The sequence below is a fragment of the Allobosea sp. R86505 genome (assembly GCF_042466375.1).
In the GTDB taxonomy this organism is placed as follows: domain Bacteria; phylum Pseudomonadota; class Alphaproteobacteria; order Rhizobiales; family Beijerinckiaceae; genus Allobosea.
This window is the reverse complement of the sequence record NZ_JAXHPY010000001.1, coordinates 4,941,041-4,967,424: the sequence shown is the minus strand read 5'-3', so window position 1 is coordinate 4,967,424 and position 26,384 is coordinate 4,941,041. Positions and strand designations below refer to the sequence as shown.

Sequence of the window (26,384 nt, the reverse complement as noted above, 5' to 3'; positions counted from 1 at the left end):
TGTCCGTCGTCAGATGATTTGAGACTGTTGCGGCGTCTCAGGAACGGAGGTTCTGGCTCATCTGGGTTTGAGGTTATGCGGCCTGCAGCTGATGCTGCAAGCGTCTGCGCTGGATTGTCTGGCGCTTGATCCTTTCGCGTTCGGTGAGGATGGCCTGCCCGCGGCCGAAGTAGACGTCGGCCGGGGTGAGGTTGCCGAGGCTCTCGTGGTAGCGGGCATGGTTGTAATGCTCGACGAAGGCGGCAACCTGCCGTTCGAGATCGCCGGGCAGATAGTAGTTTTCCAGCAGGATGCGGTTCTTCAGGGTCTGGTGCCAGCGCTCGATCTTGCCCTGTGTCTGAGGGTGATAGGGCGCGCCGCGAACGTGTTTCATGCCCTTGCCGTCGAGCCAGGTGGCGAGGTCGGCCGAGATGTAGGAACTGCCGTTGTCGCTCAACAGCCTGGGTCGATGAGCGACCGTGATCTGGTCGAGCCCCGATGCCGCCAGAGCCAGATCGAGCGTGGCGGTGACGTCGTCAGCCCGCATCGTGGCGCAGAGCTTCCAGGCGACGATGAAGCGGGAGAAGTCGTCGAGCACTGTCGAGAGATAATACCAGCCCCAGCCCGTGATCTTCAGGTAGGTGAAGTCGGTCTGCCAGAGCTGGTTGGGCGCCGTCGTCTTGTCCTTGAACTCGGACGCCGCCTTGATGACGATGTAAGCCGGGCTGGTGATCAGATCATGCGCCTTCAGCAGCCGGTACACCGATGCTTCCGAGACAAAGTAGTGTTTTTCGTCGGTGAAGCGCACCGCCAGCTCGCGTGGGCTCAGCTCCGTTTCGCGCAGCGCCAGGTCGATGATCTCGGCCCGGATCGGGTCGGGAATCCGGTTCCAGACACGATCCGACCGCGAGCGATGATCGGCAAGCGCCTCGATCCCGCCGGTGAGATAGCGATCGTACCAGCGATAGAACGTGGCGCGCGGGATGCCGAGCTTGTCCAAGGTGCGACGCGCCGGCAGGTGCGATCCCTCGACCAGGCGGATGATCTCGGCCTTCTCGGAGGCGGGATACCTCATATGTCGTCCTCCCCATCCGCGAGCATGCTTTTTTTAAGCAGGCGGTTTTCCAGGGTCAGATCGGCCACAGCCTCCTTCAGGGCCTGCGCCTCGCGACGCAGTTCCTTCACCTCGTCTGACGTCGCGGCGCGGGCCGTGTCACCGGCGAGACGGCGCTTGCCGGCGTCGAGGAACTCCTTCGACCAGCCGTAATACATCGACGAGGCGATCCCCTCGCGCCGGCACAGCTCCGCGATGCTCTCCTCGCCGCGCACGCCCTCCAGCACGATGCGGATCTTCTCTTCGGCCGAGAACTGCCGCCGCGTCGCTCGGCGAATATCCTTCACGACTTGCTCTGCCGGTGCTTTCTCCGGCCCCGATTTCTGTCTCATCTGCGCTCCTGAATGGCTGCGATGATCCAGAAATCCTCCCTTCCCGAAAACCCCTAAACTGTCTCAAGAGCGCTGAAGGCGGACACTGCTGGTGCACTCATTGCTGTGCAGGATCGCAAAACAGGACGCTGGTGAAACCGGCGGATGGGCATGTCCTCAAGCATCCGCTGGCGCAGCGGACTGACGGTGACGCGATCGTTCATGGAAACCTCCGAGGATCAGGGGAAACGACCCCCAGATCCTTAGATGCAGCGACCCACATGCGAAATCTCAGCGATGAACGTGCCGCAGCGCCCTGCCGCGAGAGCGGCTTTGTTCATTGGCACATCAGTATCCAGCGATTTGGCCCATAGCCGAAATGTGCGGAATCAGTTTTCTGGCAGCCCAGCGTGGGATGGCCGGCGAAGCTCGTATTGCCGAACGAATAATCTCGACGCGGCCGCGGAGGGTGTTATTGCGACCTCAAGGGCGGTGAAATGCCGCGCGCCGCTTACCTACTGCTTACCTGATCAAATACTCAGTGGGCCAATCATCGCGTAACTCGTTGAAATTATTGGCGCGCCCGACACGATTCGAACGTGTGACCTTTGCCTTCGGAGGGCAACGCTCTATCCAGCTGAGCTACGGGCGCAATCCGTGCACGCTGGATAGCCGATCGTGCGGCGCGGGGCAACGAGGGAATTGCGACGGAGCGGGGGCCGTTCAGGCAAGGGTCACAGCTTCGAGCCGTGTCGGGTGCGCCGCTGGAGTGGCGTGCTCAGGAACAACTCGCCGCCCGGATCGACCACGCAGATGATTCGGGTGAGGGGTCGGTCCGGTGCCGGATCGCCGCGATGCCGATCGTTTTCGGACCGTGCCTCTCCATGTGGTGCCCGGCGCGCTGCTGGGCGCGACGCACCCTATCACCTTCAGACACGGGGCAGGATCGAGCGCTGACACCCGACCCCGAAGATCCGCGTCCTGCTCGAAACGACGATCTGCCCGGTGACCTGGAACGGCAGTCGCGGCCTCCGTCGAGCATCACAATCATGCCCGATCTCACGAGAGCCTCGGCAGCCTGACGCCCGCCGATGTCTACCTCAAGGCGGGCAGGCCACCCTCGGGCTTGGACGGGACAGGGGAAGCGATCACCTTCGCAGACGCCCGAAAGAGGCGTAAGGGCAAGGACCATAATGAGTGACACATCTGCCCCTGATCAGCCCCTGTGGCTGCGCGTTGTTCATCCGCTGCTCCGCCTGATCGTTCTTGGCGGAGCGTTGTTGCAATTCATGATCTGGGCCGAAGGGCGCCTTGCTCAATTTGATGACCGGCCCTTCGTGAGCATCGTGGTCCAGCTTGGCCTCGCGCTGGCTGCGATCGCCCTTTACGTAGCTTACGGACGTCTGATCGAACGCCGCGAGGTGACCGAGGTTTCGACGCCGGGCATCGGCCGCGAATGGGCCATCGGCGCGTTCATCGGCGTCGGGCTCTACACGGCCTGTGCGGTGGCCCTGATGCTGCTTGGCCACTACCGGGTCGAGGGGCTCAACCCCGTGGCTTTCGTTCTTCCCGCAGTGGCACTGGCGATCAAGTCGGGGGTCTTCGAAGAACTGATCTTCCGTGGCGTCTTGCACCGGTCGGTCGAGTCTGTCCTTGGCAGCTGGGTCGGGATCCTCGCCTCCTCCTTCGTGTTCGGCTTCCTGCATCTGTTGAACCCCGCCGCCACGATGACCGGGGCCATCTACATCAGCATCGAGGCGGGGCTTCTGCTGTCGGCCGCCTACATGGTCACCCGCCGCCTCTGGCTCTGCATGGGCTGGAACTTTGTCCAGGAGGGTATCTATTCCGGCGTTGTCTCGGGTGGGCCGGCCGAACCGGGTCTGCTGAAGGCCGTCATCGAGGGGCCGACCCTGCTGACGGGCGGAAGCTTCGGGATGGAGCAGTCGATCTTTGCACTTGTCTTCTGCACCACGACCGGCGTGATCCTGCTGATGATCGCTGCCCGCCGCAGGCACCTCGTGCCGCCCATTTGGAAACGTTGAGGGCAGGCTTCCGTTCCCGGGGCGCGCGCGCCGCGGCTGTGGCGGCTGTGCGTCGGCCGGATCGCGGGCGATCAGTCTCTGGCAGCCGAGACGACCCGGCACAGATAGCCGCGGACGGTCGCAGCATCGGCGACCTGTCCCGCCTGGATCATGAAGACGGCATCGACCCGGGTGCCCTTGCCCGCCCTGCGCGCCGAAACGCGAAGCGTTTGCGGACGGCCGGACCCGGAGGTCTCCTGAAACGCCGTCAGCGCCCCGGCGGATCGATCGAGACCGACGCGGATGAAGCCCTCGGCCAGCATCGCGCTCCGCAGATTGTCGATCGCCCTGTCCCTGTCGACGCCGGCGAAGCTCTGCGAGGTCCGAAAATTCAGGGCCGTGAGCATCGGCGTGCCCTCGACGCGGAAATTGCTTTCGCAACTCTGGGCCAGGAGGGGCGTGGCGCCCAAACACAGGATCAGTGTCGCGGCCGGCAGCATGGTTCTCATCGGGGCGGGTCCTCGTCGGTCGTCATCGGCAGGGTTCGACATCATGCTTCGTCGGATGGCGCCGCCCGTTGCCCGAGCGACGGACGAGCGTGCGGATGCCGGGCGAGCGGATCGGGCGGCGCTCATGGCTCCGCCTTCCGTGCGGCCATGAACACGCGAAAATCCGTGCGGCCCGAGCCATGGCGCGCTTGGTCGATGATCGAGAAGCCGCCGGCGGCGACCTCGCTCGCCAGCTCATCGGCAGTGAAGAACGACAGGGACGGCGCCTTGCCGAGGAGCCGCATCAGCGGAATGGCGAGGCGAATGACGGCGTTCATTTCCGACAGGCAGGGCGTCTTGGTGATGAAATGGCCGCCCGGTTTCAGGATCCGCCCGACGGTTTGGAACAGGCGCGGCCGGTCGCTGATCAGGTGCAGGAGATTGAACGCCAGCACCGCATCGAAGGCCTGGTCCGGCCAGGGCGCGTTGTGTCCATCCGTGACCGTGAAGATCGCGTTCGGGCAGGCCGCCGCGGCCTTGCGCTCGTTGGCAATCGCGATCATCTCGCTCGAAATGTCCGTTCCGGTGATGTGACCGATCGAGGGCGCGAGCCGCAGCGCCGTTTGGCCGGTTCCGCAGCCGAGCTCCAGAACCCGATCCGCGGCGCCGACGAGGTCCCTCGTCGAGGACAGGGTGCGCTCATACCCGGCGAGGTCCTTGATCACGCTGTGGGAATAGGTCCGCGCCGTCCGGTTCCAGAATCCGGCATCGACATCGTCCTGGGGCTCGGGTCGGGTCGGCATGGGGGGCTCCGTCTCCCCTCTCATCGCACAGGTTGCGATATTTGGATTTGCCGGTTTTCGAAGATCGGATATTCAGTGGTGCATGAGCGCCATCGATTGGAATTGGGTGCGGGCCTTCCGCGCCACGGCCGAGACCGGGTCATTGTCGGCGGCGTCACGACAACTAGGTCTGAGCCAGCCGACCCTGTCGCGGCAGGTGGCGGCTCTCGAGGAGCAACTCGCCGTGACCCTGTTCGAGCGGGTCGGCAAACGGCTCGTCCTGACGGCGGGCGGGGCCGGCATGCTGGAGCATGCCCGTCAGATGGCCGCGGCTGCCGAGGCGTTTGCGCTGACGGCTGCGGGTCAGTCATCGGATGTTGCCGGCCGCGTCAGCCTGTCGGTCACCGATGCGATCGCGACGCATGTCATGCCGGACATCGTCGAGCGCCTGCGCGAGGAGGTCCCCCAGATCACCATTGTCGTGACGGCGACCGATGCGCTCAGCGATCTCCGGCGACGGGAGGCCGACATCGCGATTCGCCATGTGCGCCCGACGGAGCCTGAACTGATCGGCCGTCTCATCGGCGAGTTGACCGCGCATCTCTATGCCTCCGAGGGCTGGATCGCCCGTCATGGCGTGCCCCGGTCCGTCACGGATCTCGGGGGCGCGACGCTGCTGGCGTTCGATCCGGTCGAGCGCTTCGTCAGCCATATGGAGATGCTGGGGCTGACATTCGGGGTGGAGCAGTGCCGGGTCGTCTCCAACAGTGCGTTGGCGCTCTGGGAGATGACGCGCCGGGGGCTCGGGGTCGGCGTGGTCCTCGATGTCGCGGCGGTGCGCACACCGGGCCTGGTGGCGCTCCTGCCGGACCTCAGGAGAACGCCCGTGCCGCTCTGGCTGGTCACGCATCGCGAGGTGCAGACCAGCCGCCGCATCCGTCTGGTCTACGATATCCTCGCCGATGAACTGCGCCGGCTGGTCATGTCGGGAGCCGATCCCGGCGAGACACCGGAAGACGCGGACAAGACCGGATGAGGGATCCGGGACGTATTCGGCGTGGCGATGGTCCCGATCTCGCCGCGATCGGCGGGTTGTTCCCGCCGGAACAGCGCCGTCCTGCATCCTCACCGTCACCCGGCCACGGCATGCCGGGGAACAACGCGCCGCCCGGATCGGTTACGCAGACGACTCGGGTGAGGGAGCGGGCCAATGCGGGATCGCCGCGATGCCGACCGTTTTCGGACCGTGCCTCTCCATGGGGCGCTGGGCGCGCTGCTGGGCGCCGCGACCTATCTGCTGATCATCGCCTTCGACATCGGCTTCGTGGGTGGCCTGCTGGCGGCCGAGGCCGAGCAGACCCAGCTTTTCCTGGTGATGCTCGGCATCTTCGCCGGCCATGGTGCGGTCGGCTCGGGCCTCACCGCCTTCTGGTTCCTGGCGACGCAGGACTGACTGGCGCCGCAAGACTGACTGGCGATGCAGGACTGACCGGCGATGCAAGGCTGACGGCGGCAGGCCGGCCTCACTGGCATTCGGTCACCTCGCCGCCCGCGACGCGATGCGTCTGGCAGCGCGGAGGCTCGCGCCCGCAGGAGGCCGAAAGCGTCGCCAGCAGCAGGACGACGCCGATCGGGACGAGCCATGTGTGCCGTGAGGTCATGAGCGGCTTTCGCTGGGGGGCATCGGCGTCGGCCGGGGTCGATTGCAAACCGTTAACGGGCATCGTAGCGATGGTCCATGAAACGCGCTTTGATCGGCATCGGCGGCGCCCTGATCCTGATGACCTTGATCGCGTGGTATCTGCTCAGCGGCTTCGGCTGCGAGATGAACACGGCCGGCTGCCGGACCGTCAGACTGGATATGTCGCGCGATGCGCTGCGTCTGTTCCTGCCGCCGCTGGCGATCGGCCTCGTCCTGGTTGGCCTCGGCCTGCGCAGGAAGCCCCGCCGCCCCGAGCCCGATGCCTAGAGCGTGCTGAGTTGTCTCGGAACCACTGTCGTCATCCCGGGCTTGCCCCGGGATCCATCGGAGGGCTCCAGAGCCTTACGATGGATTCCGGATCGGCGCGGCTGCGCCGCTTGTCCGGAATGACGGTCTGTTTCCGAGTGAAATCAGCGTGCTCTAGCCGCCCGGCGCGCGCCGCGCTGGCCGGCCTCGTCGCGCTCTGCGCCGCGGGCACGGGGCTGAGCGCCCAGCCGCTGCCGGACGGGATCCTGGGAACATGGGCGCTGGAGCCCTCCGACTGCTCGGCCGAAGGCGCAGCCGATTTCCGGATCGAGATCACCGCGACGGAGGTCGTCTTCGCGGCCTCGCACTGGTCGTCGCCGAACTGGAAACCCCTGAAGCAGGGCTGGCGCGCCATGGCGCGGGTCGAGGAGGGCGGAGCCGGCCGCCTGAAAGGCCGCCACGCGATCACGCTGATGCTCGGCCGCGACGGCCGGCTGACGATCAGCCGCCTGGGCGAGGCCGACATCGCCTATCACCGCTGCCCACCCGTGCCCCGGACACGCTGACGACCGGTTGGGTCCTGTCGCCTTCGAAACGACCGGACCGCCATCCCGACCTAGCCGCCGGCACGACGGGAGCCTGTTGCAGCCCCCCTCAGCCCTCATCCTGAGGAGCGGGCGAAGCCCGCGTCTCGAAGGATGCTCCAGGTGGTTCGGAGCCTCCTGAATCATCCTTCGAGACGCCGCTGCGCGGCTCCTCAGGATGAGGGCCGGTGTTTCCAGGCTGCGCCCTACGACCCCGCCACCTCGAACAGCACCTCGTTGCGGCGCAGCGGGCCGGGCGTCCAGGGGTCGTTGTAATAGGCGTAGGTGGCCGCACCCTGGATCGCGATCCCGGCTTTCGCCAGCCAGGCCCGCAGGCTGGCCTCGTTTTCCGCGATCAGCGCGTCCGTCGCGACGCCGGAGAAGCGGACCGCGGCCCGCCGCGCGGCGGGCAGCTGCAGCAGGCGCACATCCTCGCCCGCCGCCTTCGGCAGGGTCTCGAGCGTGTACTTCGACGGCATCACGAAGCGGATCAGCCAGCTCTGCTCGGCGGCCTGCGCCGGCGTCTGGATGACCGGTGCGGTCATGCTGACGGTCTCGCCCTCGCGGCTCTTGGCGAAGATGTAGCCGGCGAGCGGGGAGAAGCCGGCGCGCACCGCCGCCTGCCGGTCGCCGCGCCGCGTCACCTCCGCCACGACCAGCGCGGGATAGTCGCGGATCTCGATGGCGCCATCCTGCCTGACCGAGGCGTATTTGGGCTGCTCGATCGTGCTCATCATATAGATCCAGATTCCCACCGCGATCGCCGCGAGCCCGACGACGAGCCCGAGCCCCGTGAGCGCCAGCGTCTTGAAGGTCCACATGGCCTGGTCCGCATCGCTGGCGTGGCGCCCGCCGGTCGACGGGGCTCTCATTCGGGCAGCCTAGCATGGGCGCCGCCCGGCCGGTGCCCGTCATGACGTCGCGTGCGAGCCGGCACGGCCGGGCTTGCCTCTGAGCGGCGGCGCGGACATCCTGCCCGTGACGCGGGCGGGAGACGGTGCGATGGCGACGAGCGATGCGGACAAGGCCCGGCTGGCGCTGGACGTCTTTGCCCATTTCGAGACCGAGCCGGGTGAGTTGCTGGCGGCCGGCAACCTGCTCTCGATCGCAGCGATGAATGGCTGGGAGACCACCGCGGTCATGGCGAGCTACGAGCACGGCAAGGCGCTCGGCTGGTTCGAGGACGGGCCCAACGGCACCGTCACGATCACGCAAGCCGGCCGCGCGCAGATCTGAGCCGGGCCGCGCCCGGCGACGACCCACGCGATGCCGAAACTCGAGGCCATTCCCCCTGCGATCCGGCGCGCGGCTTGCGCCTTTCACGAGGCCGGGCACATCGCCGTCGGCTGGCATCACCGCCGCGCCATCACCCATGCCTGGCTCAGGCCGCCACAGGGCGTCTCCGGCGAAACCTGCTTCGAACCCTATCGCCGCGGCTTCCAGGCTGACCGCGCCGGCGATCTGCGCCGTGCCGAGGTCGAGATCACGATCCTCGCCGCCGGCCAATGCGGCGAGATGGTCTACTGGAACGGCGCCGAGGGGCTGAAATGGTATCCCGGCGAGCTGCGCTCGCATGGCGACGATCTCGACCAGATGCAGCCCTTCATCGCCCTGCTGCAGCCGCCCGATGCCGGCCTACTGCGGGCGCGCTGCGCCCGCGCGGCCACCGCCATCCTCTACCAGCCGGCGATGCGAACGGCCCATGACGCCATCGCGCGCCGGCTCGCCGCAGCCGGGCGCGTCAGTGCCGACGAGGTCGAGGCCCTGATGGGGGAGGCCGGCGCGCAGCGCGCCCCGTTGCCGGAGCGCTAGAGCGTGCCGCCGGCGCCCGTCTCCCTCAGCGTGCCCTGAGGCTCAGCACATAGGCGATGACGTCGTCGGTCTCGGTGGGGGTGAGCTGGTAGCGCGGCATGTTGCCATGGGGCGTCTGCAGGAAGACCCGCAGCGACAGCGCCGTCTGCGAGGGCATGTCGGCGACGGCGCCGAAATCGGGCGGCACCCGGGCAGGGTCGCGGCTCGCCCCGTCGATCGCATGGCAGGGCAGGCACAGCGCGCTGGCGACCGCCCGGCCGGCCTGCGCATCGCCGGTTGCCTGCGCCATGGCACCGCCCGCGCCCAGCAGCCCCATGATGAGCGCCGCGAGCCCCCCGCGGGCCAGCGCGGTGATCGGGACATGCGACCGGCTCGTGGGATGTGCGCGCATGGTCGGGGTGCTCCTGCTGCCGAGGCGCGCCCGTGTCAGGACGCCGGCTTCCACCGGCGCGAAACGCGCCGGATATAGGCCACGAGCCCGTCGGTCTCGTGCTCGATCAGCTTGAATTCAGGCATGCCGGGGTGGCGCACCACGGTACCGTCGATCAGGACGGGGGCCGGGTTGTCACCGGGGTAGCGCTCGGCGATCAGCGGAAAGGGCGGCGCCTTGGGGTTGGGGCTGGCGCCGCTCGCCTCGATCGCATGGCAGCCGCCGCAATGGCGCTGCGCCACCTGCTTGCCGATCGCGGCGCTCTCGGCGTTGTCGGGCCGCTGCGCATCGGCCGGCATCGCCTGTACCGCCAGGGCGCTGCCAACAAGGGCGAGGCCGACGAGCGCCGCGATCCGCCGGGCGACGATGCGGCCGGTCGATGTCCTTGGGGTCATGTCCGGTTCCCGATCCGAGGTCACCTGACCCCTGTCTGCGCCGGATGCGACAGACCGGCCTTGATCGAGGTCAAGGCCGGCGCTGCGTGTCTTCGACCGGGGGCTCGATGGCCCCGACGAGGTCACTTGCCCTGCAGCGCGGCCAGCAGCTCCGGCCCGTTCTTGCCGATCAGGTTCTTGGACAGTTCGGCGACGAGCGCCCCTTCGAGCTGCTTATGGTAGTGGCGCCGCATCTCGCCGAGCGTCCGCGGCGAGGCGATGACGACGAGATGGCTGATCTTGTGCCCGGTGATCTGGTGGTTGAGCCAGGAGGTCGCCGCGGCCGCATGGGCGTCCTCGTCGATCTGGTGCCCGGTCGGGTTGGCCGAGCTCGAATCGCGCCCGCCGCCGCCGGCCTTGTTGTGCTCGTCGAGATTGGGCGAGGGCATCGCGGCCAGAACCGGGTCGGCTTCGTTGCCGCTGTTGCGAAACAGTTCGAACTGCTTCCCGTCGACGAGGGCGATCACGGCACCATGGGGGAGTTGCATTGAGAAGTCCTCGGCTGGGTCTGGCCCGATGCCCCGGGGACGGGGCGAGGGAACCTGCAGGGCTGTGATCGTCAAACGCAGCCGCGCCCGCATTGATCCCGATCAAGCCGGGTTTCCCCGCCGCGCCGGCGAGGCGCCGCCGCTCGACAGCCCGCGCGTTGCGCGCCTAACCTGCCGCCGCGTCGGCTGGCTCCCGATCCGGGAACCGTTGCTTCACCCCGGCGTCGTAGAAGCCGGTGAGCCGTTTCGCCGTTGAGGATATGAGATGACCACGACTGTCAGCCCGCTCGCGGGCAAGCCGCTCGACCCCAGCCTGCTGGTCGACCTCGCCCGGCTCGGCCAGGCCTATCGCGAGCGGCCCGACCCGGCCGATCCGGCCCAGCGCGTCGCCTTCGGCACCTCGGGCCATCGCGGCTCCTCGCTGCTGCGCTCCTTCAACGAGGCGCATATCCTCGCCATCGCCCAGGCGATCTGCCTCTACCGCCGCGAGCAGGGCATCGATGGCCCGCTCTATCTCGGCATCGACACCCATGCCCTGTCGCGCCCGGCCTTCGAGACCGCGCTCGAGGTCTTTGCCGCCAATGGCGTGACGACGCTGGTCGACGCGGATCTGCGCTTCACGCCGACGCCGGTGATTTCGCACGCCATCATCGGCCACAACCGCGGGCGCAAGCACGGCCTCGCCGACGGCGTGGTGATCTCGCCCTCGCACAACCCGCCGGCCGATGGCGGCTTCAAGTACAACCCGCCCCATGGCGGCCCGGCCGACACCGACGCCACCGGCTGGATCGAGCGCAAGGCCAATGCGCTGATCGAGGCTGGGCTCGCCGGCGTCTCGCGCATCCCCTATGCGCGGGCGCTCGCCGGCGAGCATGTCCGCCGCCACGGCTTTCGCGAAGCCTATGTCGCCGAGCTCGGCAGCGTCCTCGACATGGAGGCGATCCGCGCCGCGGGGGTGAGCATCGGCATCGACCCGCTCGGCGGCGCGGGCCTCGACTACTACGCCCCGATCATCGAGCGCTACGGCTTGAACGCGACCATCGTGGACCAGACGCTGGACCCGACCTTCGCCTTCATGCCGGCGGACTGGGACGGCAAGATCCGCATGGACTGCTCCTCGCCCTATGCGATGACCGGGCTGATCGCCATGAAGGACCGCTTCGACGTCGCCTTCGCCAACGACACCGATGCCGACCGCCACGGCATCGTCACCCGCAGCGGCGGGCTGATGAACCCCAACCATTATCTCGCGGTGGCGATCGACTATCTCTTCACCCATCGCCCGGGCTGGCGCAGCGATGCCGCGATCGGCAAGACCATCGTCAGCAGCGCCATGATCGACCGCGTCGCGGCCAGGCTCGGCCGCCGCATGGTCGAGGTGCCCGTCGGCTTCAAATGGTTCGTCGAGGGGCTCTCCGACGGCAGCTTCGGCTTCGGCGGCGAGGAGAGTGCCGGCGCCTCCTTCTTGCGCCTCGACGGCACGAGCTGGAGCACGGATAAGGACGGGCTGATCCTCGGCCTGCTCGCCGCCGAGATCACCGCCAGGACGGGGGCCGATCCCGGCGAGCGCTATGCCGCGCTGACCCGGGACCTGGGCGCACCGCTCTATGCCCGCATCGACGCGCCCGCGACACGCGAGCAGAAGGCCGTGCTGAAGACCCTGTCGCGCGCTCAACTCGGCACCGACACGCTCGCCGGCGAGCCGATCACCGCCGTCCTCAACGAGGCGCCGGGCAATGGCGCGGCGATCGGCGGCGTCAAGGTGGTCACGGCGCAGGGCTGGTTCTGCGCCCGCCCATCCGGCACCGAGGAGGTCTACAAGATCTACGCCGAGAGCTTCCGCGACGAAGCCCATCTCGCGGAGATCCAGCAGGAGGCGCGGGCAGTCATCGCCGCGGCCTTCGCCGCAGCCTGACGGACTGCGGGTCCCGGCGCGGGAGCGCTACTCGCCAGCGGCCCGGCGCGGCGCCGGCGGCTCGAACCCGTCGGGCCCGGCCGCCTCGGTCGCCTGGCGGCTGCGCGACATCGCCTCGATGAGCTGGCGGTTGGAGTGCTCCAGTGTTCCGACATGGTCGATATGGTGGCGCAGATCGGTGCGCAGCTGCTGGTTGACCCCGGCCAGGAAGTCGGCCTTCGACTGCAGCGCCGAGAGCTTGATGTCGAGGTCGTAGACGGCCTTGTCGCGCTGGGCGAGATCCTCGGCCAGCTTGCGCTCGCGCTGCGCGGCGGCGGCGGCCTGGGCCTCCAGCTCCTTGATCGTCTGCAGGGCGGTGGCGATTCGGGCCTGGGCCTGGCTCGCCGCCTCGTTGGCGCCTTCGCGCTCGCCGCTCAGCTTCTCGGTCAGCCCGGCGATGTCGCGCTGGAGCCGGCTGTTCTCTCCGCTCGCGGCGACGAGGTCGGAGCGCAGCATCGCGACCTCGCGGGCGAGGTTCTGCGCGGCGGCGGACTTCTCCAGGAGCTTCTGGTCGACAACCTGCCGCTCCTCGGACAGCCGCTGCACGCGCGAATCGCTGGTGGAGAGCCGCTGCAGCAGCGCGTTCACCTCGCCCTGCAGCTTGCCATGCTCGATCTCGAGCGCGGCCAGCGCCGCCTGGGTGTGGTCGAGCGCGGCGCGGCTGCGCCCGAGTTCCTCCTCATAGCGCATCGCCAGCGGCCGGTAATGACCAAGCTCGGTCTGCAGCCCGGCGACTTCGCGCTCCTGACGGTGGCAGATGGCGCTGAGTTCCTCGATCTGCGCGGCCTGGTCCTGCGAGGTCTGGATGAACTTCGGCAGGATCTGCTGCATCGTCGCGGTGCGCGTCATCAGCAGGTCGAGCTGGACCGACCAGTTCGAGATCTTGGCGAATTCGACCTGCAGCTCGTTGGACTGCTCGCTGATGGCGGTCATCAGCTGGCCGACCTCGTGCGAACTGCCGGGTTTCGGCGGCGGCGGCAGCAGCGGCTCCGGCGCTTCGCCCGGCTCGTTGGCGGCGGCCTCGGGCGGTGTGAACACAGGGGCCGGCTGCGGCGCTGGCGCCTCGCTCCGCCCGCCGATGAGACGCCTCAGACTGGAACCGATCATCGAACCCACCCCACTTTGCCCCTCTCGACGCGGGGCAGGCCGCCTGCCTCGGTCCGGCGATCGCGACACCCGGACCACAGCTTAAGGCGGTAGCACAGCAGAAGATGTGCCGCGGTCCAAGGCAACATCGCAATGGCGCCCGGCGCGAGTTGCGAACAACTTCTTGGCCGCGCGGCGGCTTCCGGAGTCCTGCGGGCGCGCCGGTCAGACGGCGCGGGAGGCGCCGCCGCCCTGGCGCAGCTTCAACTCCAGCATATAGGCGCGCTGGACGGCCTCGCGTTCCCGCAGCAGCGCCTTCTCGAGAACGCCCTGCTGCGTCTGCAGCACCTCGTTGGCGCGTCCGAGCGTCGCCTCGGCCTTCTGGGCCCGCTGGCTCCAGTCCTGTTTTTCCTTGGCGAGGGCGGCAATCTCGCTCTGCAGCCGCACCTTTTCCTGCTCGGCCTCCTCCAGCGAGCTGCGCGCCTGCTGCAGCACGTTCAGCAGTTGCAACTGCATCGTCTCGAAGGCGGCGCCGGCGCCCGCCACCAGGGCGAGCGTGTCCTGCGGATGCGGCCGGCCGGTCGCGCGCCGCGACAGCGGCCGCAGCGGAATGGGGGCGGCGACGGCGGCTGGTGGCGCGGGCGCGTCCCGCCAGGCCGGGGCGCGCAGCATGGCGCGGCTGAGGCTGGGCGCGTCCTGGCTCACGGTCAGTCGCGCGGCTGGGGACGATGGGCGGGCGTGAATGCGGTCGTCACGGCATCGTGCAGGCGGGCGAGCCAGCCCTCGGCCTCGAGAGCGCGCGCCTCGGCCTGGCGGGCCCGCTCCTCGGAGCGCCACAGCATCTCGTTGGCCGTCGCGACCTGGGCTTCCAGCTCGCGCATGTTGGCGGCCGCCTGCGCGATGGTCTGCTGCAGCCGCTCCTCGAGCTGGGCGTAGCGCAGCTCGCTGATGCGGATCGCCTCGCTGGTCTCCTCGATCAGCGCGAGCGCCGAGGGCCAGTCGCGCTGCGGCGCCGGCGGCGCGGCGGGTGCCGCCGCCGCGGGGGCGACCGGGGCCGGCCGCGGATCCGGCATCGCGGCCGGGAAGGTCGCGATCTTGTCGGAGGCGTTGAGGAATTGCTCCGAGGCCGGCAGGCTCTGGCGCAGGGTGGTGACGGTGGCGAGGTCGCTAACGGCAGGCTGCATGGAGGTGCTCCGTGAGAGCCGGGGAGGGCGGCGGCGGCACGTCCTCTCCGAGGGTGAACGAGGGAGGCATTTCGTCGGCGGCGGGGGGCGGTGCCGTCGCAGCGCCGAGAAGGAGTGGCAGGGCAACAGGCGCAGCCGGCGGCTGGACCGCCATCGTCACGACGCTGCGCCGCTCGGAGAGCTGGTCCTGCAGGGCGCGGCGGTTGGCGCGGGCGAGATCCAGCGCGCGCTGGAGCAGAAGTTTGTCGCGGCGTTCGCCCTGCAGCAGCTCCTCCAGCCGCAGGCACTCGCGCTGCATCGCATCGGTGGCGCCGGCATGATGCGCACGCGCCGCCCGCAACTCGGCCTCGGCGCTTCCGGTCGTCGCGGCGAGCCGCTCGACCTCGGCCGCCTTGTCGGCGAGCGCGGTGCGCAGGGCGGCGATTGCATGCTCCTGCCGGCCCTTTTCGAGCGCCGCCTCGTGCAGCGCCTGCTTCAGCCGACCGACCTCCTGCGCCGAAGCCTGGCGCTGCCCGTCGGAGAGGAGGATGGTCTCGCGATGCCGCTCCAGGGCACGCTCGGCGACGCCCAGTGCCGCCTGGGCCTGCCGGACATGCAGGCGCTCCGCCTCCAGCAGGGTCTCCAGCGCGGCCAGCCGACCGAGAGCGGCTTCGAGCCGAAGTTCGAGAAAGCCCCGTTGGGCATGGGAAAGACGCTGTTGCGGGTCGAGATCTGCCTGCGCAGCGGCCGATGCTGCGCTCGTCGGGCCCGGCAGTCCCGGTCGCTGGGCGATCCAGTCCTGTGAATCGGCGACGGGAAGGGCGTTCAAAGGGATGGCCTCGAAGACGGTGCCGTGGGGAAACTGGGGAACGCCTGGACGAATCGATCGCACAACTTAGCTACTCTTAACGAATCGTATCAATATCGCAGGTCGCTGGCGAGCCGTGTCGCGGCGCCCGTCCGGCCTTATCCCCGGAACGCTCATGCCCGGCCGGGCGCCGGGTTTGCCGCGTCAACCCGGGCACCGGCATCGCGGGATTGCGTGCCTCGCTCTTGCCGGGCCGGCCGTTCCGGCCGACGCATGACGTAGCTGTCCATGCCGCGAGGTCTTCATGACGCAGTCCATCGACCACATCGTCATCGCCGTCACCGATCTCGACGCGGCCATGGCCGACTATGCCGCACTGGGCTTCACCGTCCTGCCGGGCGGCGAGCATCCGCGCGGCTCGCGCAATGCGCTGGTCGTGCTGGCGGACGGCGCCTACCTCGAGATCATCGCCTTCGCGCGCCCGGTGCCGGACTTCCGCTGGTGGAGGGTCCTCGATGAGGCGGGCAGCGGCCTGGTCGACTATGCGCTGCTGCCGGCCGGGTCGCTCGAAGAGGATTCCGCCCGGATCCGCGCCGCCGGCATCGCCATCGAGGGGCCGATCGACGGCGGGCGCCAGCAGCCGGACGGCACGCGGATCGCCTGGCGCTCGGCGCGCCCGCCGGAACCCGACATTCCCTTCCTCTGCGAGGATGTCACGGATCGCGCGCTTCGCGTGCCGGAAGGCAAGGCGCGCCGCCACGGCAACGGCGTCACGGGCGTCGCCGGGATCACCGTCGTGGTCCGCGATCTCACCGCCTCGGTCGCGCGCTACAGGGCAGTGCTCGGTCAGGAGCCGATCGCCACCAGAGCGGCGCCGGGGCTGGGCTTCGGACTGGCGCAGTTCCGGCTCGGCCGCCAGATGCTCTCGCTCGCCGAGCCGCGCGGCGAGGCCTGCGAGGGGCTGACGCGCCATCTCGGGCGGCGCGGGCAGGGCGCTTACGCCGTGTCCTTCTACGGGCCTGCCAATCGCTGCCTCGACCGCGCGCTCGCCCATGGCGCGCGGCTGGAGATCGTCAGGGCCCTGTGACGGCGCCGGCCGCGGCGGGCTCGCCCTGGATCCGAGCCCTCAGAGGGCGACCGCGAAGGACGCCGCGGTCTTCGCCTTGATCTCGTCGAGCGTGACGCCCTCGGCGAGCTCGATCAGCGTCATGCCGCCGCCATTCTCGTCGATCGCGAAGACGCCGAGATCGGTGATCACCATGTCGACGACGCCGGCACCGGTCAGCGGCAGGTCGCAGGCGGCCAGCAGCTTCGGCGACTCGGAGCCGTCCTTGTTCTTGGCGACATGCTCCATCACCACGACGACCTTCTTGACGCCGGCGACGAGGTCCATGGCGCCGCCCATGCCCTTCACCATCTTGCCGGGGATCATCCAGTTGGCGAGGTCGCCGTTCTGGGCGACCTGCATGGCGCCGAGGATGGAGAGGTCGATATGGCCGCCGCGGATCATCCCGAAGGAATCGGCCGAGGAGAAGAAGCTCGTCGTCGGCAGCTGCGTGATGGTCTGCTTGCCGGCGTTGATCAGGTCGGGGTCCTCGTCGCCCTCATAGGGGAACGGTCCCATGCCGAGCATGCCGTTCTCGGACTGCAGCTGCACCGAGACGCCGTCTGGAATGTAGTTCGAGACCAGGGTGGGGATGCCGATGCCGAGATTGACGTAGAAGCCGTCCTTCAGCTCCTTGGCGGCGCGCTGGGCGATCTGTTCGCGGGTCCATGCCATGTCGGTGACTCCTCAGGCCGCGCGCTTGCGGACGGTGCGCTGCTCGATGCGCTTGACGCTCTGCGGCGTGTGGACGATCCGCTTCACGAAGATGCCCGGCGTGTGCATGTGATCGGGGTCGATCTCGCCGGCCTCGACCAGATGCTCAACCTGCGCGACGGTGAAGCGCGAGGCCGAGGCCATCATCGGATTGAAGTTGCGCGCCGTCTTCCGGTAGACGAGGTTGCCTTCGGTGTCGCCTTTCCAGGCATGCACCAGCGAGACGTCGGCGAAGATGCCGCGCTCCATGATGTAGCGCTCGCCGTCGAACTCGCGCTCCTCCTTGCCCTCGGCGACCAGCGTGCCGACGCCGGTCTTGGTGAAGAAGGCCGGGATGCCGGCGCCGCCGGCGCGGATGCGCTCGGCCAGCGTGCCTTGCGGCGTGAATTCGAGTTCGAGCTGGCCGGAGAGATAGAGTTCGGCGAAGAGCTTGTTCTCGCCGACATAAGACGAGATCATCTTCCGGATCTGGCGGGTCTCGAGCAGGATGCCGAGCCCGGCACCGTCGACGCCGGCATTGTTGGAGACGAAGGTCAGATCCTTCGCGCCGCTGGCGCGGACCGCTTCGATCAGGATGTCGGGAATGCCGCACAGGCCGAAACCGCCGGCCATGATCGTCATGCCGTCCTTGATGACGCCGGCGAGAGCCGCCGTGGCGTCCGGATAGACCTTCTTCATCATATCGCCTCTGCCGCTGAAAGGATGCCGCCGGACGGCGCGGTCCAGAACTAGCCGAGCCGGCGGCACGGTGGCAACTCCCCGTTGGGCGGAGACGGCGTCTTGCCGCGCCCGGCGCGAGGTCACAGCAAAACGCGGCGCAGGGCGCCGCGTCTCGATCGGTCCGGGAGGGATCCCGCCGCGCTGCGGCAGGGGCGTGTCAGCGGCGGAAGCCGCCCCCCAGCGCGCCGCCGATGGCGCCGCCGACGATGGTGCCGAAGATCGCGGCGCCCGCCGCACTGCCGCCGCCGGCACGCTCGCGCTCGAGGTCGCGGCGGATCACCGGATCGCGCTCATAGGCGACACCGCCGCGGGTGCGGACCTGCGGCTCGACCGGCTCGCGCGCGGTGCGGCTGCGCGGAGCCGGCGCGGGCTTGGCCTGCTCGGCGAGCGCGCGCTGATAGGCCGGTTCCGTCTGGGCGCGCAGCGCCTTGAGCTGGAGCGGGGCGAGGAAGCCGGTCGGCTCGAGGCCGCGGGTCGTCTGCCATTCCTTGATCGCGCTGCGCTGGCTCGGTCCGAAGGTGGCGCTGCTCTTGCCGGGCTTGAAGCCGGCGAGGCTCAGGCGCCGCTGCAACTCGCGGCGGTCCTTGGCCTGCAGCTTCAGCGCCGCTTCCGTCTGCGCCGTGGCCGCCTCGCTCTTGAGGGCCGTATCGTCGGGCACGGCCGACTGGGTGTCGCGCGACGTGGCTGAGACTGCCGGTAGCGCCGCGACCGCGGGCGCCGCCGGTTCGAGCCGGGCGAGCCGGTTCTTCGCGAAGGCGGCGAACTGGCCGGTCGGGAAGGCGTCGAGATAGGCCTTGTAGTCGCCCGGGGTATTGCCGCGCTCGGCGGTTTCCCACATGCGGATGTCCATCTGGACGCGGTCGAGGCCGACCGGGGCGGGCGCGGCCGGCACCGGTACGGCGCCGTCGATCGCCTTGATCGTCACGGAGGGATCGACCGCGGCGAGCTTCAGCGTCGGGTTCAGCTTGAACTCGCCGATGATCGAGGAATTGGTCCAGGGCTTCTGCTTCTTGCCGGTCAATTCCCAGACATCGGCGCGCACACGATCCATGACGGTGGTGATCGACACCTCTGGCGTCTCGATATGCTTCAGCAGGGCGGCGGTGAACGGGCTGTTGCCGTCCTTTTCGCCATCGAGAGCCGTGGCGCGCGGGTCGGTGGCGAAGGCGATCAGGATGCCCGAGGCCGACTGCGTTTCGATCGCGGTGAGGCCGCGGGCGACGGAGCGCGACCGGGCGGCGAGTTGCGTGGCGAAGGGGTTGTCGCGGCAGGCGTCGAGGATGAGGACGTTGACGCGCTCGTCGCGCTGCATCTGGCGCAGGATCAGCTGCACATTGACCGCGCGGAAATCGAGGTCGGCCTCGGACTTCAGCGAGGCGTCGACGGGAATGAGATAATTCTCGTCGCCCACCGCGATGCCATGCCCGGCATAATAGACGACGCCGGCCTTGGCGCCGTCGAGCTTCTGGGCGAATTCGCGGACAATGCCGGTCATCTCGTCCATCCGCAGGTCATAACCCTCGACGACCTCGAAGCCGAGGCGCTTCAGGGCAGCCGAGATCGCGGTGGCGTCGCGCTGCGGGTTGGCGAGCCGGGGAACGGCCGTATAGGCGCTGTTGCCGATGACGAGCGCGACGCGGCGCTCAGGCACGGCCTGCGCGGGCGATGCCAGCAGCAGGACGGCGAAGCCGAGCGGCACGGCCGCGAACGTGTGCCTCAGCAGGCAGCCCAGAATGGCGAAGCGGGCGGAGATCGCCGAACCCAAGGTCGCGAAGCTCACGGTAACCTCCCTCGATCGGTCCGCCAATGCCGGAAATGCCCGCTCCAGCGCCGGCGGAAGCGCAAAGCGGAGGGACGGGCCGCCATCATGCGGCCGCAGGATCGCCAGGAAACAGCCCGAAACATTACTTGAAAACGACACCGGAGCAAACCGGGTTTCAGGCTGTCTTCGAAACGTTCGTCGCGCCGGGAGCGCTCTCGGTTCAAGTCGGCGAGACGGGGTCGGTTAACGCACGAGGGGCGCCCGGCGCATCCTCCGTTTGGATGATCGCGAGAAGGGCAGCCGTCCGGTCCGGAGGCGGCTGTCTACGACGAAGGGATGAGCCCTGTTTCACAAGGCCGTATGGCCGGTTGCGCAGCGTTGACTCATGCGGCGAGCGCGGTGCAGCATGACATACAAGGGAGACGGTCCAGAACAAGAAAGACCAAGTTATGACTGCAAGCGTTGCGCATGGCTGAGGATATCATTCTCGCCACGACGGGTTTGACGAAGGATTTCGGCGGCTTCTCGGCCGTCAGCGGCGTGGACCTGAAGGTCAGGCGCGGGACGATTCATGCGTTGATCGGGCCCAACGGCGCCGGCAAAACGACCTGTTTCAATCTCCTGACCAAGTTTCTTGCGCCGACCAAGGGATCGATCGTCTATAACGGGCGCGACATTACCCGCCAGAAGCCCGCCGAGATCGCGCGGCTGGGCTTGGTGCGCTCCTTCCAGATCTCGGCGGTGTTTCCGCAGCTCAGCGTCAAGACGAATGTCCGCATCGCGCTGCAGCGCAAACGCGGTGATTCCTTCGATTTCTGGCGCTCGGAAGAGGTGCTGAAGCCGCTCGACGAAGAGGCCTTGCGCCTCGTCGAGGCGGTCGGCCTCTCGGCCTTCGCCGAACTGCCGGCGGTCGAACTCTCCTACGGCCGCAAGCGGGCGCTCGAGATCGCGACCACGCTGGCGCTCGACCCCGAGATGATGCTGCTCGACGAGCCGATGGCCGGCATGGGCCGCGAGGATGTCGAGCGGATCGAGACGTTGATCCGCAAGGTCTCGGCGAATCGCACCATCCTGATGGTCGAGCACAATCTTTCGGTCGTCGCCTCGCTGTCCGACCGCATCACCGTGCTGGCGCGCGGACAGGTTCTGGCCGAGGGCGACTATGCCGAGGTCTCGAAGGATCCGCGCGTGATCGAGGCCTATATCGGTTCGGGGGTCGGCCATGCTCATTGAGGCCGCGGGATCCCCCGTCGCCGCCACCGTGGCGCCGATGCTGAAGGTGCGCGGGCTCGAGGCCTGGTACGGCGAATCCCATGTGCTGCACGGCATCGATTTCGACGTCGCCCAGGGTGAGGTGGTCACGCTGCTCGGCCGCAACGGCGCCGGCAAGACGACGACGCTGAAGTCGATCATGGGCGTCATCGGCAAGCGCAAGGGCTCGGTCGTGCTGGAGGGCACCGAGACGATCGGGCTGCCCTCGCGGGCGATCGCCCGGCTCGGCATCGGCTATGTGCCCGAGGAGCGCGGCATCTACGCCTCGCTCAGCGTCGAGGAGAACCTGATGCTGCCGCCGCGCGTGCGGCCCGGCGGGCTCTCGCTCGACGAGATCTTCACGCTCTTCCCCAACATCAAGGAGCGGCTGAAGAGCCAGGGCACGAAGCTCTCGGGCGGTGAGCAGCAGATGCTGGCGATCGGGCGCATCCTGCGCACTGGCGCGCATTTCCTCCTGCTCGACGAGCCGACCGAGGGGCTCGCTCCCGTCATCATCGACCAGATCGGCGCCACCATCCGCAAGCTCAAGCAGCAGGGCTACACGATCATCCTGGTCGAGCAGAACTTCCGCTTCGCGGCGACGGTGGCCGACCGTCACTATGTCGTCGAGCAGGGCAAGGTGATCGACATGATCGAGAACGACCAGCTCGACGCCAATATCGACAAGCTGCACGGCTATCTCGGGGTCTGAATGCGCCGCCTGGCGGATTCGAAGGCCCCCAATCCGATCCATATCGGACCTCACGTCGAAAACGACGCCAATCTCAGGGAGAGACAGATCATGAAGCTCAAGACATTTGTGACCACGACCGCCTTCGCCGCGCTGATGGCGGCGCCCGCGCTGGCCCAGCAGATCAGCATCAAGGCCGGCGTCCTCAACGACCGCTCCGGCCTCTATGCCGATCTCTCGGGCGAGGGCTCGGTGATTGCCGCCCGCATGGCGGTCGAGGACTTCAAGGCGGCCGAGAAGGGCATCAAGGTCGAGATCGTCTCGGCCGACCACCAGAACAAGCCGGACGTCGGCTCGACCATCGCCCGCACCTGGTACGATCAGGACGGCGTCGACCTGATCCTGGACGTGCCGACCTCCTCGGTGGCGCTCGCCGTCAACCAGATCACCCGCGAGAAGAACAAGATCCACATCAACTCCGGCGCGGCCTCATCCGACCTGACCGGCAAGGCCTGCTCGCCCAACACCGTGCACTGGACCTATGACACCTATGCGCTGGCCCAGGGCACCGGCGGCGCCATGGTCAAGGCCGGTGGCGACAGCTGGTACTTCCTCACCGCCGACTACGCCTTCGGCCATGCGCTGGAGCGCGACACGTCGGCGATCGTCACCAAGAACGGCGGCAAGGTGCTGGGCGCGGTCCGCACGCCTTTCCCGGGCACGGACTTCTCCTCCTTCCTGCTGCAGGCGCAGGCCTCCAAGGCCAAGGTGATCGGCCTCGCCAATGCCGGCGGGGACACCATCAACTCGATCAAGCAGGCGGGCGAGTTCGGCATCGTCGCCGGCGGCCAGAAGCTCGCCGGGCTGCTGGTCTTCCTCACCGACGTGCATTCGCTCGGCCTCGCCACCGCACAGGGGCTGGTGCTGACGGAGTCGTTCTACTGGGACACCAACGACGGCACCCGCACCTGGTCCGACCGCTTCGCCAAGGCCAATGGCGGCAAGAAGCCGACCATGGTCCAGGCCGGCGTCTATTCCGGCATGCTGCACTATCTCAAGGCGGTCGAGGCGGCGAAGTCGAAGGACTCCGCGGTGGTGATGGCCAAGATGAAGGAAATGCCGACCGACGATCCGCTCTTCGGCAAGGGCTCGGTGCGCGCCGACGGCCGCAAGATGCACGACATGTATCTGTTCGAGGTCAAGAAGCCCGGCGAGTCGAAGGGGCCGTGGGACTACTACAAGCAGGTCTCGGTGTTGCCGGCGGCGCAGGCCTTCCGTCCGCTCGCCGAGAGCGAGTGCCCGCTCGTCAAGAAGTGAGCGGCTGACGCTTCCCGCGGCGTCATCCTGGGGCGACCGAAGGTCGTCCCGGGATCCATCGTAGGCCACCGCGCCCTAGGATGGATCCCGGATGGCAGCTTCGCTGCATCCAGGATGACGGCGAAAACGCACGACACCTACTGTCCAGATGATCTGAGCCCCGCATGTTCGAACTTCTCGGTGTCCCGCCCCAGGCGCTGTTCGGCCAGGTCCTTCTCGGCCTGATCAACGGCTCGTTCTACGCCATCCTCAGCCTCGGGCTGGCGGTGATCTTCGGGCTGCTCAACATCATCAACTTCACCCATGGCGCGCAGTACATGATGGGCGCCTTCGTTGCCTGGATGTGCCTGAACTATCTCGGCATCAACTACTGGGTCGCGCTGCTTCTGGCGCCGCTGGTGGTCGGCGCGATCGGCATCGCTATCGAACGGCTGCTGCTCAAACGCATCGCCCATGTCGACCATCTCTACGGGCTGCTTCTGACCTTCGGACTCGCGCTGATCATCCAGGGCCTGTTCCGCAACGAATTCGGCTCGTCGGGCCTGCCCTACCAGATTCCCGCCGAATTGCGGGGCGGGCAGAATCTCGGCTTCATGTTCCTGCCCTATTACCGCGGCTGGGTCGTCGTCGCCTCGCTCGTGGTCTGCCTCGCGACCTGGTTCCTGATCGAAAAGACCAGGCTCGGCGCCTATCTGCGCGCCGCGACCGAGAACCCGACGCTGACCCAGGCCTTCGGCATCAACGTGCCGCTGCTGGTGACGCTGACCTACGGCTTCGGCGTGGCGCTGGCGGGCTTCGCCGGCGTGCTCGCCGCGCCGATCTATTCGGTCAACCCGAACATGGGGGCCGACCTCATCATCGTCGTCTTTGCCGTCGTCGTCATCGGCGGCATGGGCTCGATCCTGGGCGCCATCGTCACCGGCTTCTCGCTCGGGCTGGTCGAGGGCCTGACCAAGGTCTTCTACCCGGAGGCTTCGGCGACGGTGATCTTCATCATCATGGTGCTGGTGCTGCTCGTGCGGCCGGCCGGCCTGTTCGGACGGGCCGCGTGATGATGCTCTCGTCATTGCGAGCGCAGCGAAGCAATCCAGCTTCCAGCGCGACCACTCCTGGATGGCTTCGCTACGCTCGCAATGACGGGTGGAGGATTTGACCATGGCCGATACAATTGCAGTTCAGGCTAGCGCCACCGACACCGTCCTCCCGGGCGAGGCCGACCAGGGCACCCTGCGCCTGCACCGCGCCATCATGATCGGCATTGCGATCGCGCTCGTGATCGCGCCCTTCGTGGCCTATCCGGTCTTCGTCATGAAGGTCCTGTGCTTTGCGCTGTTTGCGCTCGCCTTCAATCTGCTGCTCGGCTATGGCGGCCTGCTCTCCTTCGGCCACGCCGCCTATTTCGGCATGGCGAGCTATGTCTGCGCCTACACCGCCAAGAACTGGGGGCTGACGCCGGAACTGGCGATCCTGCTCGGCACGGCCGTCTCGGGCGGGCTCGGCCTCGTCTTCGGCGCGCTGGCGATCCGGCGCCAGGGCATCTATTTCGCCATGATCACGCTGGCGCTGGCGCAGATGGTGTTCTTCTTCTCGCTGCAGGCACCGCGCTTCACTGGCGGCGAGGACGGCATCCAGGCGGTGCCACGCGGCCATCTGTTCGGCATGATCGACCTCGCCGACGACCGCACGCTCTACTGGCTGGTCGCGGCGATCTTCATGGCCGGTCTGCTCGCGATCTACCGCATCATCCACTCGCCCTTCGGCCAGGTCTGCAAGGCGATCCGGGACAACGAGCCGCGCGCGATCTCGCTCGGCTACCGCGCCAACCAGTACAAGCTCGCCGTCTTCGTGCTCTCGGCCAGCCTGGCGGGCCTCGCCGGCTCGACCAAGGCCATCGTCTTCCAGCTGGCCTCGCTGACCGACGTGCACTGGTCGATGTCGGGCGAGGTCGTGCTGATGACGCTGGTCGGGGGCCTGGGCACCGTCTTCGGGCCGATCGCGGGTGCGATCGTCATCGTCTCGATGCAGAACTACCTCGCCTCGCTCGGCGCCTGGGTCACGGTGGTGCAGGGCGTGATCTTCGTGATCTGCGTCATGACCTTCCGCGAGGGCCTCGTCGGCGTGATCTCGAAATGGATCAGGAAGCCGCTCTAGACGTCCGCGGCCGCAACCGACGCCGTCATCCTGGGCGAGCGAAGCTCGACCGGGATCCATCATAAGCCGCCGCCGAACCCTATGATGGATCCCGGCCTTCGCGGCTTCGCTGCTCGCCCAGGATGACGGCGGGTGGCCGGGTAAGTAGCCCCCGCCCTACTTCACCAGCTTCAACGCCTCGCGGAAGCGGGGATGGGCGGCGTCGCGCAGCCATTCGAAGATCACCATCTCGGTGGTGACGATTTCGGCGCCGTGGCGCGCGAGGCGGGCCAGAGCGGCGTCCTTCGAGTCCGGGCGCCGCGAGCCGCTGGCGTCCTGCACCACGGCGACGCGGCGGCGATGGGCGAGCAGGGAAAGCGCGGTCTGGCCGAGGCAGACATGCGCCTCGCAGCCACAGAGCACGAGCTGGCCATCGCCCGCCAGCGCCTCCAGGAACGCTCCTTCCACACAGGCGTCGAAGCTCGTCTTGGCGATCACCGGCCCGGCGCCGGCGAGTTCCGGCACCGTGCTGCCCAGCCCCGCCGGATTCTGCTCGGTCATCACGATGGGCACGCCGAGCAGGCGGGCCGCCGCGACCAGCCGCTGCGCATGGGCGACAAGGGCCGCGCCCTCATGGATCGCCGGCATCAGCCGTGCCTGGAAATCGATCAGGACGAGGGTCGAGTCGCTGGCGCTGAGCAGGGGCATGGGCCTCGTCCGGTTGCGGTCATCATAGCGGGCCTCCGTCGCACCGGAAGCCCCGGCCGGCGGATCGCCGCGGGGTTTCCGGGTCTCGAAGCGAATCCGAAGGGATGCGCGGGGCGAAGTGGCGTCGCAGTCGACGGGCTGCGTGCCGATGTCGATGTCGAATGTCGTGTCGAAGCAGCGCCAACAGCCGCCACCTCGCCCAGCGCGCGGTTCTCTTTGGTGCTTTCGTCGCGCGTTTCGTCCCTCACGGACCGGGTTGTGGTCGACCCGGGCGACGAAGCCCCTCCATGGCGTCCGACCCGCGACGGTCGTCCCCCATGAACACCGCACCCTCCCCGGCCACACGACGCCTCGCGAAGCCCCCTCGGTCGGGGAGAGCGAGGGGAGAATAGGCACAGGCTTGGGCTGCGGGGATAAGGTGCGGACGCTATCCCCGACCCACTCGAATGGGTTCATCAGCGCCCGTCATCCTGGGCTTCGCGCAGCGAAGACCGGGATCCATCATCAAGCGCCGGACCCCTTCGATGGATCCCGGGCCGACCTGCTGTCGTCCCAGGATGACGGTTGGGGTGGGCCGGCAGAGA

30 protein-coding genes, 1 tRNA gene and 1 pseudogene are annotated in these 26,384 nt (G+C 68.2%); 15 read left to right on the top strand and 17 right to left on the bottom strand.

The window, feature by feature from the left end; genetic code table 11:
• Window positions 1-73: 73 nt before the first annotated feature.
• Window positions 74-1,425, bottom strand: a protein-coding gene (locus SJY11_RS23995) for an IS3-like element ISMex37 family transposase (protein WP_376984341.1) whose coding sequence is annotated in 2 segments (ribosomal slippage) — window positions 74-1,089 and window positions 1,089-1,425 — 1,353 coding nt in all. Because the reading frame shifts where the segments join, the coding sequence is not laid out codon by codon here.
• Window positions 1,426-1,979: 554 nt separating this feature from the next.
• Window positions 1,980-2,056, bottom strand: a tRNA-Arg gene (locus SJY11_RS23990).
• Window positions 2,057-2,313: 257 nt separating this feature from the next.
• Between SJY11_RS23990 and SJY11_RS23985 the strand changes: the two are divergent.
• A pseudogene (locus SJY11_RS23985) lies at window positions 2,314-2,605 on the top strand (integrase core domain-containing protein); the annotation flags it as partial.
• Complete coding sequence (locus SJY11_RS23980; protein ID WP_376989213.1) at window positions 2,598-3,446, top strand: CPBP family intramembrane glutamic endopeptidase; 849 nt, start codon at window positions 2,598-2,600, stop codon at window positions 3,444-3,446. The pseudogene SJY11_RS23985 and the gene SJY11_RS23980, both read left to right, overlap by 8 nt.
• 71 nt (window positions 3,447-3,517) lie before the next feature.
• On the opposite strand, the gene SJY11_RS23975 is transcribed toward SJY11_RS23980, so the two are convergent.
• Both SJY11_RS23975 and SJY11_RS23970 read right to left on the bottom strand, forming a co-directional pair.
• Window positions 3,518-3,934 (bottom strand): hypothetical protein, encoded by a 417-nt coding sequence (locus SJY11_RS23975; RefSeq protein WP_376989212.1) that lies wholly within the window; start codon window positions 3,932-3,934, stop codon window positions 3,518-3,520.
• 122 nt (window positions 3,935-4,056) lie between these two features.
• Window positions 4,057-4,716 carry a class I SAM-dependent methyltransferase gene (locus SJY11_RS23970; RefSeq protein ID WP_376989211.1) on the bottom strand — a complete coding sequence of 220 codons (660 nt, stop codon included), beginning with the start codon at window positions 4,714-4,716 and terminating at the stop codon, window positions 4,057-4,059.
• 82 nt (window positions 4,717-4,798) lie between these two features.
• On the opposite strand from SJY11_RS23970, the gene SJY11_RS23965 reads away from it, so the two are divergent.
• Window positions 4,799-5,731, top strand: coding sequence for a LysR family transcriptional regulator (locus tag SJY11_RS23965; protein WP_376989210.1), 933 nt, complete (start codon window positions 4,799-4,801; stop codon window positions 5,729-5,731).
• A 174-nt stretch (window positions 5,732-5,905) separates the two neighbouring features.
• The gene (locus SJY11_RS23960; protein WP_326905667.1) at window positions 5,906-6,148 is read left to right on the top strand and encodes a hypothetical protein; all 243 of its coding nucleotides are present in this window, start codon (window positions 5,906-5,908) and stop codon (window positions 6,146-6,148) included.
• Between the two features lie 70 nt (window positions 6,149-6,218).
• Here SJY11_RS23960 and SJY11_RS23955 read toward each other — a convergent pair whose 3' ends face one another.
• The gene (locus SJY11_RS23955) at window positions 6,219-6,356 is read right to left on the bottom strand and encodes a hypothetical protein (protein ID WP_376989209.1); all 138 of its coding nucleotides are present in this window, start codon (window positions 6,354-6,356) and stop codon (window positions 6,219-6,221) included.
• Window positions 6,357-6,445: 89 nt separating this feature from the next.
• On the opposite strand from SJY11_RS23955, the gene SJY11_RS23950 reads away from it, so the two are divergent.
• Complete coding sequence (locus SJY11_RS23950; protein WP_376989208.1) at window positions 6,446-6,664, top strand: hypothetical protein; 219 nt, start codon at window positions 6,446-6,448, stop codon at window positions 6,662-6,664.
• A 137-nt stretch (window positions 6,665-6,801) separates the two neighbouring features.
• On the top strand, window positions 6,802-7,209 hold the full coding sequence (locus SJY11_RS23945) for a hypothetical protein (protein WP_376989207.1): 408 nt from the start codon (window positions 6,802-6,804) through the stop codon (window positions 7,207-7,209).
• Window positions 7,210-7,433: 224 nt separating this feature from the next.
• Here the strand turns inward: SJY11_RS23945 and SJY11_RS23940 are convergent, their stop codons facing one another.
• Window positions 7,434-8,099: an SOUL family heme-binding protein gene (locus tag SJY11_RS23940; RefSeq protein ID WP_376989206.1), complete on the bottom strand. Its 666-nt coding sequence runs from the start codon at window positions 8,097-8,099 to the stop codon at window positions 7,434-7,436.
• A 130-nt stretch (window positions 8,100-8,229) separates the two neighbouring features.
• Between SJY11_RS23940 and SJY11_RS23935 the strand changes: the two genes are divergently transcribed.
• Window positions 8,230-8,463, top strand: coding sequence for a hypothetical protein (locus SJY11_RS23935; RefSeq protein WP_376989205.1), 234 nt, complete (start codon window positions 8,230-8,232; stop codon window positions 8,461-8,463).
• A gap of 30 nt (window positions 8,464-8,493) precedes the next feature.
• Window positions 8,494-9,039 (top strand): hypothetical protein, encoded by a 546-nt coding sequence (locus tag SJY11_RS23930; RefSeq protein WP_376989204.1) that lies wholly within the window; start codon window positions 8,494-8,496, stop codon window positions 9,037-9,039.
• Between the two features lie 25 nt (window positions 9,040-9,064).
• Here the strand turns inward: SJY11_RS23930 and SJY11_RS23925 are convergent, their stop codons facing one another.
• The 3 genes from SJY11_RS23925 to SJY11_RS23915 all read right to left on the bottom strand — a co-directional run bounded on the left by SJY11_RS23925 (window position 9,065) and on the right by SJY11_RS23915 (window position 10,391).
• Window positions 9,065-9,430: a c-type cytochrome gene (locus SJY11_RS23925; RefSeq protein WP_376989203.1), complete on the bottom strand. Its 366-nt coding sequence runs from the start codon at window positions 9,428-9,430 to the stop codon at window positions 9,065-9,067.
• Between the two features lie 35 nt (window positions 9,431-9,465).
• Window positions 9,466-9,864, bottom strand: coding sequence for a cytochrome c (locus tag SJY11_RS23920; RefSeq protein WP_376989202.1), 399 nt, complete (start codon window positions 9,862-9,864; stop codon window positions 9,466-9,468).
• A gap of 122 nt (window positions 9,865-9,986) precedes the next feature.
• Complete coding sequence (locus SJY11_RS23915) at window positions 9,987-10,391, bottom strand: baeRF12 domain-containing protein (RefSeq protein WP_376989201.1); 405 nt, start codon at window positions 10,389-10,391, stop codon at window positions 9,987-9,989.
• A gap of 265 nt (window positions 10,392-10,656) precedes the next feature.
• Here SJY11_RS23915 and pgm point away from each other — a divergent pair, with 265 nt between their 5' ends.
• Window positions 10,657-12,306, top strand: a complete 1,650-nt coding sequence (gene pgm, locus SJY11_RS23910; protein ID WP_376989200.1) for a phosphoglucomutase (alpha-D-glucose-1,6-bisphosphate-dependent) — start codon at window positions 10,657-10,659, stop codon at window positions 12,304-12,306.
• A 27-nt stretch (window positions 12,307-12,333) separates the two neighbouring features.
• On the opposite strand, the gene SJY11_RS23905 is transcribed toward pgm, so the two are convergent.
• The 4 genes from SJY11_RS23905 to SJY11_RS23890 all read right to left on the bottom strand — a co-directional run bounded on the left by SJY11_RS23905 (window position 12,334) and on the right by SJY11_RS23890 (window position 15,423).
• Complete coding sequence (locus tag SJY11_RS23905; RefSeq protein ID WP_376989199.1) at window positions 12,334-13,452, bottom strand: coiled-coil domain-containing protein; 1,119 nt, start codon at window positions 13,450-13,452, stop codon at window positions 12,334-12,336.
• A 204-nt stretch (window positions 13,453-13,656) separates the two neighbouring features.
• A complete protein-coding gene (locus tag SJY11_RS23900; RefSeq protein WP_326905655.1) occupies window positions 13,657-14,136 on the bottom strand; it encodes a hypothetical protein in 480 nt (159 codons plus the stop codon).
• A gap of 2 nt (window positions 14,137-14,138) precedes the next feature.
• Window positions 14,139-14,615 carry a hypothetical protein gene (locus tag SJY11_RS23895; protein ID WP_376989198.1) on the bottom strand — a complete coding sequence of 159 codons (477 nt, stop codon included), beginning with the start codon at window positions 14,613-14,615 and terminating at the stop codon, window positions 14,139-14,141.
• Entirely contained in the window at window positions 14,599-15,423 is an 825-nt protein-coding gene (locus SJY11_RS23890) for a hypothetical protein (protein ID WP_376989197.1), read from the bottom strand. The genes SJY11_RS23895 and SJY11_RS23890 overlap by 17 nt, the downstream gene beginning before the upstream one ends.
• 283 nt (window positions 15,424-15,706) lie before the next feature.
• On the opposite strand from SJY11_RS23890, the gene SJY11_RS23885 reads away from it, so the two are divergent.
• Window positions 15,707-16,489: a VOC family protein gene (locus SJY11_RS23885; RefSeq protein ID WP_376989196.1), complete on the top strand. Its 783-nt coding sequence runs from the start codon at window positions 15,707-15,709 to the stop codon at window positions 16,487-16,489.
• Between the two features lie 39 nt (window positions 16,490-16,528).
• On the opposite strand, the gene SJY11_RS23880 is transcribed toward SJY11_RS23885, so the two are convergent.
• The 3 genes from SJY11_RS23880 to SJY11_RS23870 all read right to left on the bottom strand — a co-directional run bounded on the left by SJY11_RS23880 (window position 16,529) and on the right by SJY11_RS23870 (window position 19,721).
• A complete protein-coding gene (locus tag SJY11_RS23880; RefSeq protein WP_376989195.1) occupies window positions 16,529-17,182 on the bottom strand; it encodes a 3-oxoacid CoA-transferase subunit B in 654 nt (217 codons plus the stop codon).
• Window positions 17,183-17,194: 12 nt separating this feature from the next.
• Window positions 17,195-17,899 (bottom strand): CoA transferase subunit A, encoded by a 705-nt coding sequence (locus SJY11_RS23875; RefSeq protein WP_376989412.1) that lies wholly within the window; start codon window positions 17,897-17,899, stop codon window positions 17,195-17,197.
• Between the two features lie 199 nt (window positions 17,900-18,098).
• Window positions 18,099-19,721 (bottom strand): caspase family protein, encoded by a 1,623-nt coding sequence (locus SJY11_RS23870; RefSeq protein WP_376989194.1) that lies wholly within the window; start codon window positions 19,719-19,721, stop codon window positions 18,099-18,101.
• Between the two features lie 450 nt (window positions 19,722-20,171).
• Between SJY11_RS23870 and SJY11_RS23865 the strand changes: the two genes are divergently transcribed.
• From SJY11_RS23865 to SJY11_RS23845, 5 genes are all read left to right on the top strand, one after another.
• Window positions 20,172-20,936: an ABC transporter ATP-binding protein gene (locus SJY11_RS23865; protein ID WP_376989193.1), complete on the top strand. Its 765-nt coding sequence runs from the start codon at window positions 20,172-20,174 to the stop codon at window positions 20,934-20,936.
• Window positions 20,926-21,666, top strand: a complete 741-nt coding sequence (locus tag SJY11_RS23860; RefSeq protein WP_376989192.1) for an ABC transporter ATP-binding protein — start codon at window positions 20,926-20,928, stop codon at window positions 21,664-21,666. Before SJY11_RS23865 ends, SJY11_RS23860 begins: the two co-directional genes overlap by 11 nt.
• A gap of 90 nt (window positions 21,667-21,756) precedes the next feature.
• Window positions 21,757-22,962, top strand: a complete 1,206-nt coding sequence (locus SJY11_RS23855; RefSeq protein ID WP_376989191.1) for an ABC transporter substrate-binding protein — start codon at window positions 21,757-21,759, stop codon at window positions 22,960-22,962.
• Window positions 22,963-23,126: 164 nt separating this feature from the next.
• Window positions 23,127-24,014: a branched-chain amino acid ABC transporter permease gene (locus tag SJY11_RS23850; RefSeq protein WP_376989190.1), complete on the top strand. Its 888-nt coding sequence runs from the start codon at window positions 23,127-23,129 to the stop codon at window positions 24,012-24,014.
• A 103-nt stretch (window positions 24,015-24,117) separates the two neighbouring features.
• Complete coding sequence (locus SJY11_RS23845) at window positions 24,118-25,113, top strand: branched-chain amino acid ABC transporter permease (protein ID WP_376989189.1); 996 nt, start codon at window positions 24,118-24,120, stop codon at window positions 25,111-25,113.
• A gap of 156 nt (window positions 25,114-25,269) precedes the next feature.
• Here the strand turns inward: SJY11_RS23845 and SJY11_RS23840 are convergent, their stop codons facing one another.
• Window positions 25,270-25,800: a hydrolase gene (locus SJY11_RS23840; RefSeq protein WP_376989188.1), complete on the bottom strand. Its 531-nt coding sequence runs from the start codon at window positions 25,798-25,800 to the stop codon at window positions 25,270-25,272.
• Window positions 25,801-26,384: the final 584 nt, after the last annotated feature.

Coding starts and splice junctions, on each gene's coding strand:
- SJY11_RS23895 (WP_376989198.1), bottom strand. CDS start 14,615: ATGCAGCCTGCCGTTAGCGACCTCGCCACCGTCACCACCCTGCGCCAG.
- SJY11_RS23980 (WP_376989213.1), top strand. CDS start 2,598: ATGAGTGACACATCTGCCCCTGATCAGCCCCTGTGGCTGCGCGTTGTT.
- SJY11_RS23975 (WP_376989212.1), bottom strand. CDS start 3,934: ATGAGAACCATGCTGCCGGCCGCGACACTGATCCTGTGTTTGGGCGCC.
- SJY11_RS23935 (WP_376989205.1), top strand. CDS start 8,230: ATGGCGACGAGCGATGCGGACAAGGCCCGGCTGGCGCTGGACGTCTTT.
- SJY11_RS23855 (WP_376989191.1), top strand. CDS start 21,757: ATGAAGCTCAAGACATTTGTGACCACGACCGCCTTCGCCGCGCTGATG.
- SJY11_RS23880 (WP_376989195.1), bottom strand. CDS start 17,182: ATGGCATGGACCCGCGAACAGATCGCCCAGCGCGCCGCCAAGGAGCTG.
- SJY11_RS23845 (WP_376989189.1), top strand. CDS start 24,118: ATGGCCGATACAATTGCAGTTCAGGCTAGCGCCACCGACACCGTCCTC.
- SJY11_RS23850 (WP_376989190.1), top strand. CDS start 23,127: ATGTTCGAACTTCTCGGTGTCCCGCCCCAGGCGCTGTTCGGCCAGGTC.
- SJY11_RS23905 (WP_376989199.1), bottom strand. CDS start 13,452: ATGATCGGTTCCAGTCTGAGGCGTCTCATCGGCGGGCGGAGCGAGGCG.
- SJY11_RS23840 (WP_376989188.1), bottom strand. CDS start 25,800: ATGCCCCTGCTCAGCGCCAGCGACTCGACCCTCGTCCTGATCGATTTC.
- SJY11_RS23885 (WP_376989196.1), top strand. CDS start 15,707: ATGACGCAGTCCATCGACCACATCGTCATCGCCGTCACCGATCTCGAC.
- SJY11_RS23925 (WP_376989203.1), bottom strand. CDS start 9,430: ATGCGCGCACATCCCACGAGCCGGTCGCATGTCCCGATCACCGCGCTG.
- SJY11_RS23875 (WP_376989412.1), bottom strand. CDS start 17,899: ATGAAGAAGGTCTATCCGGACGCCACGGCGGCTCTCGCCGGCGTCATC.
- SJY11_RS23915 (WP_376989201.1), bottom strand. CDS start 10,391: ATGCAACTCCCCCATGGTGCCGTGATCGCCCTCGTCGACGGGAAGCAG.
- SJY11_RS23920 (WP_376989202.1), bottom strand. CDS start 9,864: ATGACCCCAAGGACATCGACCGGCCGCATCGTCGCCCGGCGGATCGCG.
- SJY11_RS23930 (WP_376989204.1), top strand. CDS start 8,494: ATGCCGAAACTCGAGGCCATTCCCCCTGCGATCCGGCGCGCGGCTTGC.
- SJY11_RS23960 (WP_326905667.1), top strand. CDS start 5,906: ATGCGGGATCGCCGCGATGCCGACCGTTTTCGGACCGTGCCTCTCCAT.
- SJY11_RS23940 (WP_376989206.1), bottom strand. CDS start 8,099: ATGAGAGCCCCGTCGACCGGCGGGCGCCACGCCAGCGATGCGGACCAG.
- SJY11_RS23860 (WP_376989192.1), top strand. CDS start 20,926: ATGCTCATTGAGGCCGCGGGATCCCCCGTCGCCGCCACCGTGGCGCCG.
- SJY11_RS23965 (WP_376989210.1), top strand. CDS start 4,799: ATGAGCGCCATCGATTGGAATTGGGTGCGGGCCTTCCGCGCCACGGCC.
- pgm (WP_376989200.1), top strand. CDS start 10,657: ATGACCACGACTGTCAGCCCGCTCGCGGGCAAGCCGCTCGACCCCAGC.
- SJY11_RS23955 (WP_376989209.1), bottom strand. CDS start 6,356: ATGACCTCACGGCACACATGGCTCGTCCCGATCGGCGTCGTCCTGCTG.
- SJY11_RS23970 (WP_376989211.1), bottom strand. CDS start 4,716: ATGCCGACCCGACCCGAGCCCCAGGACGATGTCGATGCCGGATTCTGG.
- SJY11_RS23865 (WP_376989193.1), top strand. CDS start 20,172: ATGGCTGAGGATATCATTCTCGCCACGACGGGTTTGACGAAGGATTTC.